Source organism: Mesorhizobium sp. LNHC232B00, from assembly GCF_000502435.1.
Taxonomy (GTDB): domain Bacteria; phylum Pseudomonadota; class Alphaproteobacteria; order Rhizobiales; family Rhizobiaceae; genus Mesorhizobium; species Mesorhizobium opportunistum.
Genome location: NZ_AYWP01000047.1, coordinates 1 through 12,583, shown reverse-complemented (window position 1 = coordinate 12,583; position 12,583 = coordinate 1). Strand labels below are relative to the sequence as shown.

General features: G+C 65.0%; 9 protein-coding genes and 1 pseudogene. 3 read left to right on the top strand and 7 right to left on the bottom strand.

Annotated elements, in window-relative coordinates:
• Positions 1-7 precede the first annotated feature (7 nt).
• Complete coding sequence (locus X743_RS139550; protein WP_031258733.1) at positions 8-2,062, bottom strand: NADH:flavin oxidoreductase; 2,055 nt, start codon at positions 2,060-2,062, stop codon at positions 8-10.
• Positions 2,063-2,155: 93 nt separating this feature from the next.
• Here X743_RS139550 and X743_RS139555 point away from each other — a divergent pair, with 93 nt between their 5' ends.
• Positions 2,156-3,097, top strand: a complete 942-nt coding sequence (locus X743_RS139555) for a LysR substrate-binding domain-containing protein (protein WP_023769077.1) — start codon at positions 2,156-2,158, stop codon at positions 3,095-3,097.
• Positions 3,098-3,141: 44 nt separating this feature from the next.
• Here the strand turns inward: X743_RS139555 and X743_RS0137490 are convergent, their stop codons facing one another.
• A complete protein-coding gene (locus X743_RS0137490; protein ID WP_031250456.1) occupies positions 3,142-3,618 on the bottom strand; it encodes an Lrp/AsnC family transcriptional regulator in 477 nt (158 codons plus the stop codon).
• Between the two features lie 222 nt (positions 3,619-3,840).
• Between X743_RS0137490 and X743_RS139560 the strand changes: the two genes are divergently transcribed.
• Positions 3,841-5,166: an FAD-binding oxidoreductase gene (locus X743_RS139560; RefSeq protein ID WP_013894045.1), complete on the top strand. Its 1,326-nt coding sequence runs from the start codon at positions 3,841-3,843 to the stop codon at positions 5,164-5,166.
• 20 nt (positions 5,167-5,186) lie between these two features.
• Here the strand turns inward: X743_RS139560 and X743_RS01890 are convergent.
• The 5 genes and pseudogenes from X743_RS01890 to X743_RS139580 all read right to left on the bottom strand — a co-directional run bounded on the left by X743_RS01890 (position 5,187) and on the right by X743_RS139580 (position 11,938).
• Positions 5,187-6,580: pseudogene (locus X743_RS01890) on the bottom strand (FAD/NAD(P)-binding oxidoreductase).
• Positions 6,577-6,879 carry a (2Fe-2S)-binding protein gene (locus X743_RS139565; protein ID WP_023769073.1) on the bottom strand — a complete coding sequence of 101 codons (303 nt, stop codon included), beginning with the start codon at positions 6,877-6,879 and terminating at the stop codon, positions 6,577-6,579. Before X743_RS139565 ends, X743_RS01890 begins: the two are co-directional and overlap by 4 nt.
• The gene (locus X743_RS139570; RefSeq protein ID WP_013894042.1) at positions 6,876-8,861 is read right to left on the bottom strand and encodes a hydantoinase B/oxoprolinase family protein; all 1,986 of its coding nucleotides are present in this window, start codon (positions 8,859-8,861) and stop codon (positions 6,876-6,878) included. The genes X743_RS139565 and X743_RS139570 overlap by 4 nt, the downstream gene beginning before the upstream one ends.
• A gap of 4 nt (positions 8,862-8,865) precedes the next feature.
• A complete protein-coding gene (locus X743_RS139575; RefSeq protein ID WP_023769072.1) occupies positions 8,866-10,944 on the bottom strand; it encodes a hydantoinase/oxoprolinase family protein in 2,079 nt (692 codons plus the stop codon).
• 88 nt (positions 10,945-11,032) lie between these two features.
• Positions 11,033-11,938 carry a LysR family transcriptional regulator gene (locus X743_RS139580; RefSeq protein ID WP_023769071.1) on the bottom strand — a complete coding sequence of 302 codons (906 nt, stop codon included), beginning with the start codon at positions 11,936-11,938 and terminating at the stop codon, positions 11,033-11,035.
• Positions 11,939-12,052: 114 nt separating this feature from the next.
• On the opposite strand from X743_RS139580, the gene X743_RS139585 reads away from it, so the two are divergent.
• Positions 12,053-12,583, top strand: a 531-nt coding sequence (locus tag X743_RS139585) for an FAD-dependent oxidoreductase (protein WP_023769070.1), incomplete at its 3' end; no start/stop codon positions are given.

Genomic DNA, 12,583 nt, shown 5'->3' with positions numbered 1-12,583 from the left:
GGCCCATCTACAATTGCGAGCAGAGCCGGTAGGCCTCATAGATCGACGAGTAGATGTCCCGGCTGGCAACCGCGTCTCCAATGCGGTGCAAGACGAATGATCCGGCAGCTTGCGGACCATTGTCCCGCCTCGTTTCCGTGCCCGTCATCAGGGCTATGTCGGTGACGCCGTTGTTGGCTGAGCGCGCCCGCAAGTCCAAATAGGTATCCTCCATCGGCACCGTGCCGCGCTCGACAATGAGTTGGGCTGCGGTCATTTCCGTTTCCGCACCGGTGAGCTCATGCCGGAACGTGGCGGCGATGCCGTTGCCTTGGCGCGCTGCCTTGACCAGGCGCACATCGCTGACGACGCGGATGCCGCTTTCCGCGGCGCGTTTGCGAAAACTCACCCGGTCGGGATAGGGCGTTTCGATCGCCAGCGTGTCGTCGGCTATGGCAAGGCAGACCACGCGCTCCGGACCGGCAAGATGCAGGGCGCAGGAAATCGCGGCCTGGCGTCCGGTTTCATCGTAGATAAGCACGTCGTCCTTCGTCGGCACGACCCCGGTCAGGACATCCCAGACGCTGTCGCAATGTTCGGCACCCTCCAGTCGGTCCATATCGGGTACGCCGCCTGTGGCGACGATGACCGCATCCGGTTGGTCGGCGAGGACGATCTCTGCGTCCGCATAGGTGTTGAGACGGACTTCCACGCCAAGGCGCGCGAGTTCGTCGACGCGCCAGTCGACTATGCCTATGAGATCCTTGCGATCGGACGCCGAGGCCGCGACGAGCACCTGCCCGCCAAGTCGCACCCCCGCTTCGAGCAGGCTCACTCTGTGGCCGCGCTCGGCAGCAACCCTTGCCGCTTCCATCCCACCCGGACCACCGCCGACCACGACCACCCGTTTCGGTCTTTCGGCCCGCACGATGGTATGGCTGATGATCGTTTCATGGCCGCTGGCCGGGTTGTGAATGCACTGCACCTTCTTGTACAGGCAGTAGGACGCCCCGACACACGGGCGAATGCGTTCTTCTTCGCCGCGCATCACCTTGTTGACGATATCGGGGTCGGCGATATGCGCCCGGGTCATGCCGACCAGGTCGACAAGGTTTTCGCGGATGGCATGCCGCGCCGTCGCTACATCCCGGATCGCTGCGGCATGGATCACGGGCAGTCTGGTTTCCCGTTTGAACTGCCCGACCAGAGGTAGAAACGGAGCGCTCGGGTTAAACATGCCGGGCATGTTCTGCTCAGCCAGTGACAGGTCGGTGTCCATGCGGCCAAAGATGCAATTGAAGAAGTCGAGATGACCTTCCCGTTCGAACAGCCTGGCAAAGGCAAGGCATTCGTCGAAATCGGATCCGTCCTTGGCCGCCTCGTCGATCACGAACCGGATGCCGACGGCGAAATCATCGCCCACCGCGCGGCGGATCGCCTCGTGAACCATCAGGCCGAAGCGGGCGCGGTTTTCCAGCGAACCGCCAAATCCATCCGTGCGCCTGTTGGTTCTGAGCGAGAGGAATTGACCGATCAGATGACCGCCGGTGACGGTTTCGACGCCATCCAGACCGCCGTCCAGGCAGCGCCTTGCGGCACTGGCGTAATCCTTGATGATCCTGTCGACGTCCGCGGCGTCCATCTCCTTCGGAAAATTCCGGTTTCTCGTCTCGCGAACGCGTGACGGCGCCACCGGCGGCAACCAGTTTCCTGCATAGGCGGTGGCACGCCGGCCAAGGTGTGAGACCTGGCACATGACGGCGGCGCCGTGGCGATGCACCCGCTGCGATAGCGATTGGAGATGAGGCACGATACGGTCGGTGGAAAGGTCCAGCTGACCGCCGCCCCAGCTCGAATCGGGCGACGTCATGGCCGAGCCGCCCACCATGGTCATCGCCAGGCCGCCGCGCGCTTTCTCCTCATGGTAGCGCTGATAGCGCTCGAGCGGCAGGCCGCCATCGTCCAGCATCGAGGCATGGCTGGTGCTGACGACACGGTTGCGCAGCGTCAGACCCTTGAGCCGAAACGGCTGAAGCAGAGGATCGCTGGATGTGCTGCCCGCTTGGGATGCCGCTGTCTTCATGTTCTGCTCCGACCCATTCATCAGGGTTATAGTTCGCCATTTCCGAGCTCATAGAAAGCTTGCAAATTGTTGGGGTGCCTATACGCTGGGCGCATGGCTGGTTTTGCAAAACTCGTTCCCTCCGCGCGCGGACTGCTTGTCTTCGAAGCTGCGGTCCGGTCCGGTAGTTTCACGGCCGCGGCGCGCGAGTTCAACGTCACGCAACCATCGATCAGCCGCAGCATTGCCCAACTCGAGGCCGATTTTGGTGTGCCTCTTTTCACACGAGGCGCAACGGGATTGACCCCGACCCCGGACGGACGTGTGCTCTATTCGGCCGTGCGGGAGGGATTTGACGGCATCGCGGAAGTGATCCGCAGGATCAAGCAGAACAGCGCTGCAAAGCCGGTGGTCACCCTTTCCCTTTCGAGTTCTCTGGCAACCTATTGGTTCGTTCCCAGGTTAGGGGCTTTCAACACCAGGTTTCCTGACGTCGATCTGAGGTTCGAACTGACCGCGGGCGTTCTGCGAGGACCCGCCGAGAATGTTGACCTGGCCACGAGAATCCTGGCCGATGACGACCCCCACTATCACCACTGGGCATTCTCGCCTGAGATCATCGTTCCGGTGTGCAGCCCATCCTATTTGTCGGCCCACGGTCGGCTGATCCATGCCGGAACCGGGGAAGGTCATGCCCTGCTTCACCTGACCGACGCCAAGGAGCAATGGCTGGACGCCTGGGGCAGTGTGGCGGACCGCAAGACCAGCAGGGCAAAGTGGCTCGAATTCTCGGACTACGCGGTCGTGCTTCAAGCCGCGATGAACGGGGAAGGCGTGGCGCTCGGCTGGCTCAGCAACGTTTCAAGGGCATTGCTTCAGGGAACCCTTGTCCTGGCCTCGGACAGGCAGATCAAGACGGGCCGGATCCATCAGCTGATTGCCCCGCGCTCAAGGCCGCTACGACCTGTCGTCTCCGACATCTGCGCCTGGATGATTGCCGAGATGCAAATCGAATTGAAGGCACTGCACCCGATATTGGGGCCAGACACCTTGTAGCGGGCTGCAGGCGACAAGCGCAGCGCGCGCAAGGCCATCGCTGACTACCTCGGAAACAGGCTGGGCAGCGGCATGTGCGCCTTGATGATGGGCGACTTCAGCACCACGAAGCTGAAATACTTGTCGATGCCGATATCCATGTCGGTCAGCCGTTCCATGATGGTCTGGTACTCGGCGATGCCGGCGGTCACGAATTTCATCAAATAGTCGTAGCCGCCCGACACGAGGTGGCACTCGATGACCTGGTCGATCTTCTCCACCACGGCGAGAAAGCGGGCAAAGTCCACCTGGCGATGGTTCTTCAAGGTGATTTCGGTGAACACGGTCAGCGTCTGGCCGAGCTTGCCGATATTGACCTGCGCGGAATAGCCTTCGATGTAGCCTTCCGACTGGAGCTTCTTGACCCGCATCAGGCATGGGCTTGGCGACAGATGCACCAGATCAGCCAGTTCCACATTCGTGATGCGGCCGTTCTTCTGCAACTCGTACAGAATTTTGATATCGATCCGATCCAGTTTCACGGTCGTCTCCGCAGAACGCAGGCCGTAGCACAAAATGCTGCCTTGCTCATAGGCATTGACACTACCACAGCCCGTAGGCCTGTCCATCCAAGCGGACAGCGCTTGAAACGCAGCGGCTCCCGATTTCGCCCAGGCTGCCGGAATAAAATTCTGCTTCAGCGTCAACTGCGGCACCGGCTGCCTGCACAACACGGTAGATTGGCGCGTCAAGGCAGAGAGACCATGCGCGCACCACTGCAGCAAATCGAGACATCCGGCGAACTGCCACGGACCGCGGACGCGGTGGTGATCGGCGGCGGCATCGTCGGCATCTTCGCGGCCTATTACCTGGCCAGGCGCGGCATGAAGGTCGCGCTTGTCGAAAAGGGACGCGTCGGCGCCGAGCAGTCCTCAAGGAACTGGGGGTGGTGCCGCCAGCAGAACCGTGACGCGCGCGAGTTGCCCATGGCGACGCGCAGCCTCGATCTGTGGCAGCGCTTTGCCCCAGAGACAGATGAAGACACCGGCTTTCGGCGGTGCGGCTTGCTCTATCTCAGCAATGACGATGCGGAACTGGCTGGCTGGGTGCGTTGGCGTGACTTCGCCAGGACGGCCGGCGTCACCACGCACATGCTCGACAGCGCCGAGGCCAGCGAGCGGGGCCGCGCCACGGGCCGGACCTGGAAGGGCGGCGTGTTCTCGCCGACCGACGGCACCGCGGATCCGTCGCGGGCCGCGCCCGCGGTTGCCCGGGCCATCCTCAAGCTCGGGGGCTCCGTGCACCAGAATTGCGCCGCGCGCGGTATCGAGACCGAAGGCGGACGACTGAGTGGTGTGGTCACCGAAAGCGGAACGATCCGCACCAAGGTGGCGGTGCTGGCCGGGGGCGCCTGGGCCTCTTCCTTTTGCCGGCAGTTCGGTTTCCGTTTTCCGCAGGCGTCGATCCGCTCCTCCATCCTCTCCGTCTCGCCAGGCGCCGAGGGTCTGCCTGATGCGCTGCATACGGCAGGGGTCTCGGTCACGCGTCGCGGCGACGGCGGTTACACGCTCGCCATAAGTGGACGCGGCCGTGTGGACGTGACGCCGCAGCAGTTGCGCTTCTCCTCCCAGTTCCTGGCCATGTTCCTGAAGCGGTGGCGCAGCCTCGCGCCGGGCGGCCTGCAAGGCATGCGCTCGGGCCACGAAACGCTCCGACACTGGCGGCTCGATCAGCCGACGCCGATGGAGCGGATGCGCATCCTCGATCCGGTTCCGGACCAGGCGACCATCCGCCTGGCCCATGCCCGGGCGCTCGAACTGCTGCCGGCACTGCGCCAGACCAGGATCAGCGCAAGCTGGGCCGGCTACATCGACAGCACGCCCGACGGCGTGCCTGCCATCGGCGAGATCAACACTGTTCCGGGTTTCTTCCTGGCTGCCGGGTTCTCGGGGCATGGCTTCGGCATCGGACCCGGCGCCGGGCATCTCGTCGCCGATCTGATGACTGGTTCCAAACCGATCGTCGATCCGCAATCCTACGATCCCAGGCGCTTCGACGCTTCAGCCTGGGGGAAAGTTGCCGACTTCTAAGGCACGATACATTGCGACATCTAGACATGGTCTCCGCGACGCCATGAGCCGTCCTGCAGAAAGGCACCGACAGGCGCCGGGCGGACAGGCGCCTGCCCGCGAAACCGGCCGACAGCGCCAGGCGTGCAGCCGGTCTGCGCCGCGATGAGTTCGACGGCGGCCAACTGACAATAGCGCCCCTGGCATCGTCCCATGCCGACGCGCGACAGCGCTTTGACCCTGTTGGCTTCGCTGCCGCCGAAATCGGAGCTCTGGCGCACGGCCGCGGCGGTCACGTTTTCACAGCGGCAGACGACCGCGTTGTCCGGGAGTGCCCGCGCCATCGCCGCCGGCCAGGGAAAGGCGCGAACCAGACCACGGGCAAAGCGTTCGAGCCGCGCGAGCTTGCGCAGATCGGCACCGAGGGAAGGCGCCGGCAATCCGAGATCGGCANAAGGCACGCCGCCGCGGCAAGGCGTCCCGCGATCTCCGCGCCATCTGCTCCCAGAAGACGAACTCCATCGCCCGCAAGATAGACTCCGCCGCCGGCGCGCCCCATCCGGTCGGTCTTTGGCAGCCATTGCCGCCACTGCTCGTCATAAATGAAGGCGCATCCCGCCAAGTCTGCGAGATGCGTCTCCGCCCGCAAATGCCAGCCCATGCCTATCGTGTCGCATGACGTGAGGTGTTGCCTTCCGCCGGCGTCGCGCCAGCGCATCGCTGAGATCCCCTTTCCGTCGGCGACGATCCGTTCGAGCTTCACGCCCGCATGGTAGCGGCCGCCGAGCCTCGCCCGCAGGGCCAGACCGCGCAGCGCGACCAACGGCCGGGCGGCAAGGTCCCAGAGCCCCCGCATCTGCTGGCGCCAGGGGGAGGTGTCGAGCACCGCCGCCACATCCGCTCCAGCCTTGATGAGCTGAGTGCCGACCAGCGTCAGCAAAGGCCCCGATCCGACGAGCACGATGCGCCGCCCGAGCGCGACGCCCTGCGCCTTCAGCGCGATCTGCGCCGCGCCAAGGCTGTAGACGCCGGCGCTCTGCCAGCCGGGGACCGGAGCGACACGATCGGATGCGCCGGTGGCAAGGATCAGGCGATCATAGCTGACTTGCTGCACGCCGCCCTCCCCCAGCATCTGCAGCCGACCTTCATGCACTGCTATGACCGAGCTGTCCGCGCAATGGGTAAGCCGCCCGTCTGCCACCAACCGGTCGAAGAGCGCATGCAGCGCGCGCGCCTTCGCCGCCTCCGACCCATAGAGCTGCTCGGGCGTGCGGACGAACCCATCAGGTGGCCGGCGATAGATTTGGCCGCCGGCGCGCTGCCCTTCGTCGATCACCACCGGATGAAGTCCCGCCTCGACCAGCGTCGCGGCCGCCCTTATGCCGGCCGGACCGGCGCCAACGATCACGATCCGCGGCGACGAGGTCTCGCTCACGGCCAGCTCTCCGGTGGCGTCGTGCGCAACCGCATGCCTGGATTGACAAGTGACGAGCACGCCCGCATGCGCGGTCCCTCGTCCTGCCATACCCAGCAATCCTGGCAGGCTCCCATCAGGCAGAAGCCGGCGCGCGGCTCGGGTCCGAATTCGGATTTTCGCAATGCATGTCCTGATGCCAGCATGGCGGTCAGCACGGTGTCGCCCGCAAGGGCACCGCGCATCTCACCGTCGAGAAAGAAATGCACCACTGCGCGGTCGCGCTCGGCCAGCCGGACGATGCGGCCGGCGGTGATCATTCCGCTGCCTCTCGCACGGTGCGAGGACTGGGCAGTTCGGGGAACCGTTCGCAGACCGCATCGAACGCAGCCTGGACGCCTTCCTGTCCCGAGCGCCCTTTCATGCGACGGAATATCTCCGTCTTGGCGAAAAACCGCCAGTGGATCGGCAAGTCCCGCAGTATGGCGGTCAGCAGGTCATAGGCCGCCGGCGTCCACTGCGCTTCGTAGCCATCGCGCTCCGGACCGAAATGAAAATGGCCGACGGCTGGTCCCTGCCGCGCACGCAGTCTTTCCGTCGCCTGCACGTCGACCTCGCCGTCACGGATGACGACCCCATAGTCGCGCTCGGCAGCCGTTCGCGTGACATAGCCACGCCGCACATCCTGCGCGACGCGCCAGGGCTCGCGCTCACGCGGATCGCCGCGCCCGCCGCCTCCGGCGGAGCGGATATCGAGCACGTCACCGGGCTGCAGCACCGCAGTGTCGATGTTGCCCAGCCGCCGCTCGTGCTCGGTCCCTGGGTTGACGATCATGTCCGATAGGCCGGCTGCCTTGCCGCCCAGCACGCCCCACGGACGAAAGAAGCTGCGGTCGCGGTTGCGCGCCGTGATCCTGGAGTCGGGGGCGAAGACACGGAAAGCCATCTCGGTCGCCAGGCCGCCGCGCCAGCGCCCTGCACCGCCACTGTCCCTGGCGAGCCCGTATTTCACGAATTCGACCGGGGTCTCGGTCTCGGTGATCTCGATCGGCGTGTTCTTGAGATAGGCGGCATCCGCGCCCGATCCATTGGTCCCGTCGCGATGCGGCATCGCGCCGCCGCCGCCCACCACGGGATTCACCGCCGTGATGACAGTCTTGCTGGTCCGCTCGTCCGTCGTCATGACATTGACGATGCAGTTGTTGCCGGCAGGTGCTGCGGGCAGGCGCTCCGGCACGGCTTGCGAGAAGGCACCGAAGATGACGGACCGCAGCCGGGCGCAGGTGAGCGAGCGCATGCCCACAGCAGCGGGATGGACCGGATTGAGCACTGAACCTTCGGGCGTGATGCAGGTAAACGGCCTGGTGAGGCCCGTATTGAGCAGTATCTTCGGGTTGAGCGTGTAAAGCACGTAATAGACGCCCACCAGCAGCATGGTGTGTCGCGGGTCGCCGCCTGAAGGCACGTTGAGCGAGGAGCCGAGCTGCGGATCGGAGCCGGTGAAGTCGAGCACCGCCTCGTCGCCTTTGATCGTCAGCGTCAGCTTCAGCCTGCAAGGATTGGCTTCGACCGAATCCTCGTCGGCATAATCGGCGAACTGCCATGTGCCGTCCGGCATGGCGCGCAGCACGTCGCGCGCCTGCGCCTCCGCATGGTCGAGAAGCGCGGAAACGCCCTCGATGAAGCCGGCCTTGCCGAACTTCTTCACCATCGCCTGGATCTTGCGCTCGCCGGTGTTGAGCGCGCCGACCAGCGCCTTGATGTCGCCGATGTTGAGGTCGGGCTTGCGCACATTGGTGCTCATGATCCGCAGGATCGTCTCATCGAAGACGCCCTCGTTCACCAGCTTCATGGGTGGAAAGCGGATGCCTTCCTGATGGATTTCGGTCAGCGCCCTGCTGAGCGAAGCCGGCACCGCGCCGCCCATGTCGGTGTTGTGGATATGCCCTCCGGTCCAGGCGACGATCTCGCCGTCGACGAAGACCGGCTTCCACAGATGCGTGTCGGGCGCATGCGTGGCGACGTGGCCGGAATAGGGATCGTTGGTGAACGCAACGTCCCCCGGCCGGTAGTCGTCGACCATCGCGATCGCGCGGTGATATGAAAGCCCCGGATACCAGGTGGCGCCGAGTTCCATCGGCACGGCGAAGGTTGCGCCTGAACGGTCCATCAGCATCACTGTAAAATCCTGCGTCTCCTTGACGAAGGCGGAGTGCGCGGTGCGGTGCAGCGTATGGGCCATGTTCTCGGCGGCCGCGCGGGCGTGGTTGGCCAGAACCTGAAGGTTTGTCCGGTCAAACATGGCTTTACTCCGGGAAGGTCAGCAAAAGGTTGAGGTGACGGTCGACCCTTGCCTGCGCTCCCGCGGGAATGGCAAAAGTGGTGTCTTCCTGCACGACCACGGCAGGACCGTGGAATTTGCTGCCGGCTACGAGGGCCTGCCGCTCGTAGAGGTCGACGGTCTCGACGTTCAGGCCCGTATAGACCGGGAGCCGGCGCGCCGGGATGGCCGCAACTTCCACTTCTTCGGCCCCAGGGAGGGAGAGTTTCGGCCCCGCGCCTATGGCGGACAGCCGGACATTCACAAGTTCTATCTCGCCGTCCGGGTCGTGGAAATCGTAGAGCTGCTGATGGGTGAGGTGGAAGGCCTGTGCGATGGCGACCGCATTCCCGTCCGTCAGCCATTGCGGCTGAAGGACGACCTCGATCTCATAACTTTGTCCGACATAGCGCATGTCGCAGGAGAGGTTGAGCTCCGCCTCCCCGTCATGACCTTGCGCCGCAAGCCAGTCGCGCCCCTCACGCGCCAGAGCCTCGAAGGCCTCGCCAATTCCGGCAAGCGACATGTCCGACAGCGGGCTGAAGATGGTGCGAATGAAGTCTCCGCGCAGATCCGCCACCAGCCCGCCCAGCGCCGACACCACGCCGGGCCGGCGGGGCGCCATGACGCGTTTCATCCCGAGTTCGCGGGCAAGGAAGGCGCCGAGCATCGGGCCGCCGCCGCCGAAGGGCATCAGCGTGAAATCGCGCAAGTCGACGCCGGCGCGCGAGGCAAGCTTCTCGACGTCGACGAACATCTCCGAGACGGCAATGTCGAGGATCGCCTGCGCCGTCTGCTCGATCGGGCGGCCGAGCCGGGCGGCAAGCTCGCCGACCGCGCGATGCGCCAGTCCGGTATCGATGCGGAGCTGGCCATAGGCCATCTCGCTGTGACCGAGCCATCCGCACACCACCATGGCGTCGGTCACCGTCGCGTGCTCGCCGCCGCGGCCGTAGCATGCCGGTCCCGGTGTCGAACCGGCCGACTCAGGCCCAACCCGCAGCACCCCTTGCGCGTCGACGCTGGCGATCGAGCCGCCGCCGACGCCGATCGAGCTCACCGATACCGAGGGGATATGGAGCGGAAACTCGCCGATCAGTTCGCCGGTGCCGAACTGCGCCTCGCCACCGATGATGAGTGCGAAGTCGGCCGAGGTCCCGCCGATGTCGAGGGTAAGAACCTTGTCTTCGCCGGCCTGACGCGCCAGCCACGAGGCACCGATGACGCCGGAGGCCGTTCCCGACAAAAGCATGTTCACGCAGGCGCGCTTGCCTTCGGCGGCGTTCATCAGCCCGCCGTTCGACTTCGTCAGCATCGGGCGGGCCGGCACGCTGCGGTCCTTCAGCCGCTCTTCCAGCGCCGTCAAATAGCCCGAGACGCGCGGATGGACATAACCATTGAGAATGGCGGTCGAGCCGCGCTCGTATTCGCGGATGACCGGCCACACCTCGGCCGAAGAGAAGACGAAGAGGTCGGGAGCGTGACGCGCGATCGTCGCCTTGACGGCAGCCTCCTGCGCGGCGTTGCGCCAGGAATGGAGGAAGGAGACGATGATCCCCTGCGCCCCATCCGCTTTCGCCGCGGCCACCGCGCTGGCCACCACCGCCATGTCCGGTGCCTGGGATTCACTTCCGTCGGCGCGCATGCGGGCCGGAATGCCGAACACCATGTCGCGCGAGATCAGCGGGTCCGGCCGCGAGCAAAACAGCGAATACATGTCCGGCATTCGCAATCGCGCCAGTTCGATGACGTCCTCGAAGCCGGCATTGGTGAACAGCGCCAGCGGTGCGCCCTTGCGCTGGATGATGGTGTTGATGCCGATCGTTGTCCCATGCACGAAGCGCGTCATGCGTTTGGGATCAAAGCCTTCGCGTTCGGCCAGAAGGGTGAGGCCCGTCATCAGTTCGGCGCCCGGATCTTCTGGCGTCGTCAGAACTTTCAGCGAGGCCACGCGCCCAGAATTTGCTTCCAGCGCGCAGAAATCGATGAATGTGCCGCCGATATCGACGCCGACCTTCCAGTCGGCTTCGTTCCGCGCCTCGTCCGCCGCGATGGCACCATCCATGATGCGTCCCTTCCTGTCTGCCAAGCAAAACTGGCATGCCGGATGGTGCGGGTCCAAGACGTATGATGAGCAAGGATATAAGCCTTGCTTATGCTTTCGAGCGACGCTCACCCAGCACGGCGGAACAGGCCGCGCGGATCTGGTCGCGCATCAGCTCATCGGCCCGCGAAAGTGCCCGTGTGCGAGACGTGAGCAGCGCAATCGGAAATTCCGGCCCATTTGCGAGCAGCCTGACCGCAAGCCCGGCAAACTGATGCCAAGGCAGCAGCGCGTCGACCAGGGCGATGCCCAGACCGGCCTGGACAAAACCGACCGCGGAGATGGATACGTCGATCTCGAGCGACGGCGAAAGCGTCACACCTTGCGCGCGTGCAGCGTGGGCCAGTTCGTCGGCAGGACGGGTGTTGCCCCGATACGATATCAATTCCTCGCCTGCGAGATCGGCGAGTGTCAGCTCGGTTTTCCCGGCCAACACATGCCCGGTGGGCAGCAGGCAAGCAAAACCGACGCTGCCGATCACTTCCGCCTCGATGTCGGGAGGCAGGCGGTCGTCCATGGCTACGCCGAGACTGGCGTCGCCGGCGCGAAGCATGTCGACGATGGCGGCGATCGGCGCGCTATGAGCGCGCAACACTATGTTGGGATGCTGGGCCCGGATTTTGGTGAACGCGCGCGGCAATATCGCCATGGCCGGCGGCGGCGAGGCCGCGACCCGCACCAGCCCCGTCCGGCCCAGACGCAGGTCCGTCGTCTTGCGGCGCAAGCCCTCCAGCCCCGCCGACAGCCGCTCGGCGTCGGGGAAGATCTCGAGCGCCTCCGGGGTCGGCCGCAGCCGGCCCTTAACGCGCTCGAACAGCGTGAAGCCGAGTTCGTCTTCGGTGTGGAGCAGGATCTGGCTCAAAGCGGGCTGGGAGATGTTCAGCATCCGCGCCGCGGCGGTCACGGTGCCCGCGCGCATGACGGCGATGAACACTTCGAGCTGCCGGGCCCGCATTGCCACTCCATAGGTAAAGCTTATGGGTTCTGTCCAAACCCATCTTTGACGCAATGCCACGGCGCGGACAAGATCAGTCAAAGGATAGAGTGCTGTTTTGCAAGGGGCCGCGCCATGGATGTGATCGTGCTGGGCGGCGGACTGATGGGAACGGCTTCTGCCTATTTCCTGGCCCGGCGCGGCGCGCGCGTTACCTTGATCGAGCGCAATCGGATCGGCGCAGGAGCAACGGTTGCCTCCTTCGGCAACATTCGGCGCACGGGGCGTCATCTGACCCAGCTTCCGCTGGCCCATCGCTCGCTCAGGCTGTGGGGCGAGGCCGAAAAAATGCTTGGCCGCGACGTGGAATTCCGCGCTACCGGTCATATCCGGCTGATCTTCGATGAAGATAGCCTCGCCGACATGCGGGCCTATGCCGAGGCGGCGCGGCCCTGGGGGCTGGACCTCGAGGAGCTCGGCCCACCCGAGATCCGTGCCCGCTTTCCCGGTCTCGGTCCCGAGGCGATCGCGGCGTCGTTCTCGCCGCAGGACGGCAGCGGCAATCCGAGGCTGATCGCCCCGGCATTCGCCGAGGCCGCCCGCAAACTGGGCGCGGAAATCGCCGAGGCGACTGAGGTCGAGACGATCCGGCACACAGGCTCCAGC

Bases quoted from the DNA above. Each gene is read 5' to 3' on its own strand.
- X743_RS139555 (WP_023769077.1), top strand. From the start codon at position 2,156: ATGGCTGGTTTTGCAAAACTCGTTCCCTCCGCGCGCGGACTGCTTGTC.
- X743_RS139560 (WP_013894045.1), top strand. From the start codon at position 3,841: ATGCGCGCACCACTGCAGCAAATCGAGACATCCGGCGAACTGCCACGG.
- X743_RS139580 (WP_023769071.1), bottom strand. From the start codon at position 11,938: ATGCGGGCCCGGCAGCTCGAAGTGTTCATCGCCGTCATGCGCGCGGGC.
- X743_RS139575 (WP_023769072.1), bottom strand. From the start codon at position 10,944: ATGGATGGTGCCATCGCGGCGGACGAGGCGCGGAACGAAGCCGACTGG.
- X743_RS139565 (WP_023769073.1), bottom strand. From the start codon at position 6,879: ATGATCACCGCCGGCCGCATCGTCCGGCTGGCCGAGCGCGACCGCGCA.
- X743_RS139570 (WP_013894042.1), bottom strand. From the start codon at position 8,861: ATGTTTGACCGGACAAACCTTCAGGTTCTGGCCAACCACGCCCGCGCG.
- X743_RS139550 (WP_031258733.1), bottom strand. From the start codon at position 2,062: ATGAAGACAGCGGCATCCCAAGCGGGCAGCACATCCAGCGATCCTCTG.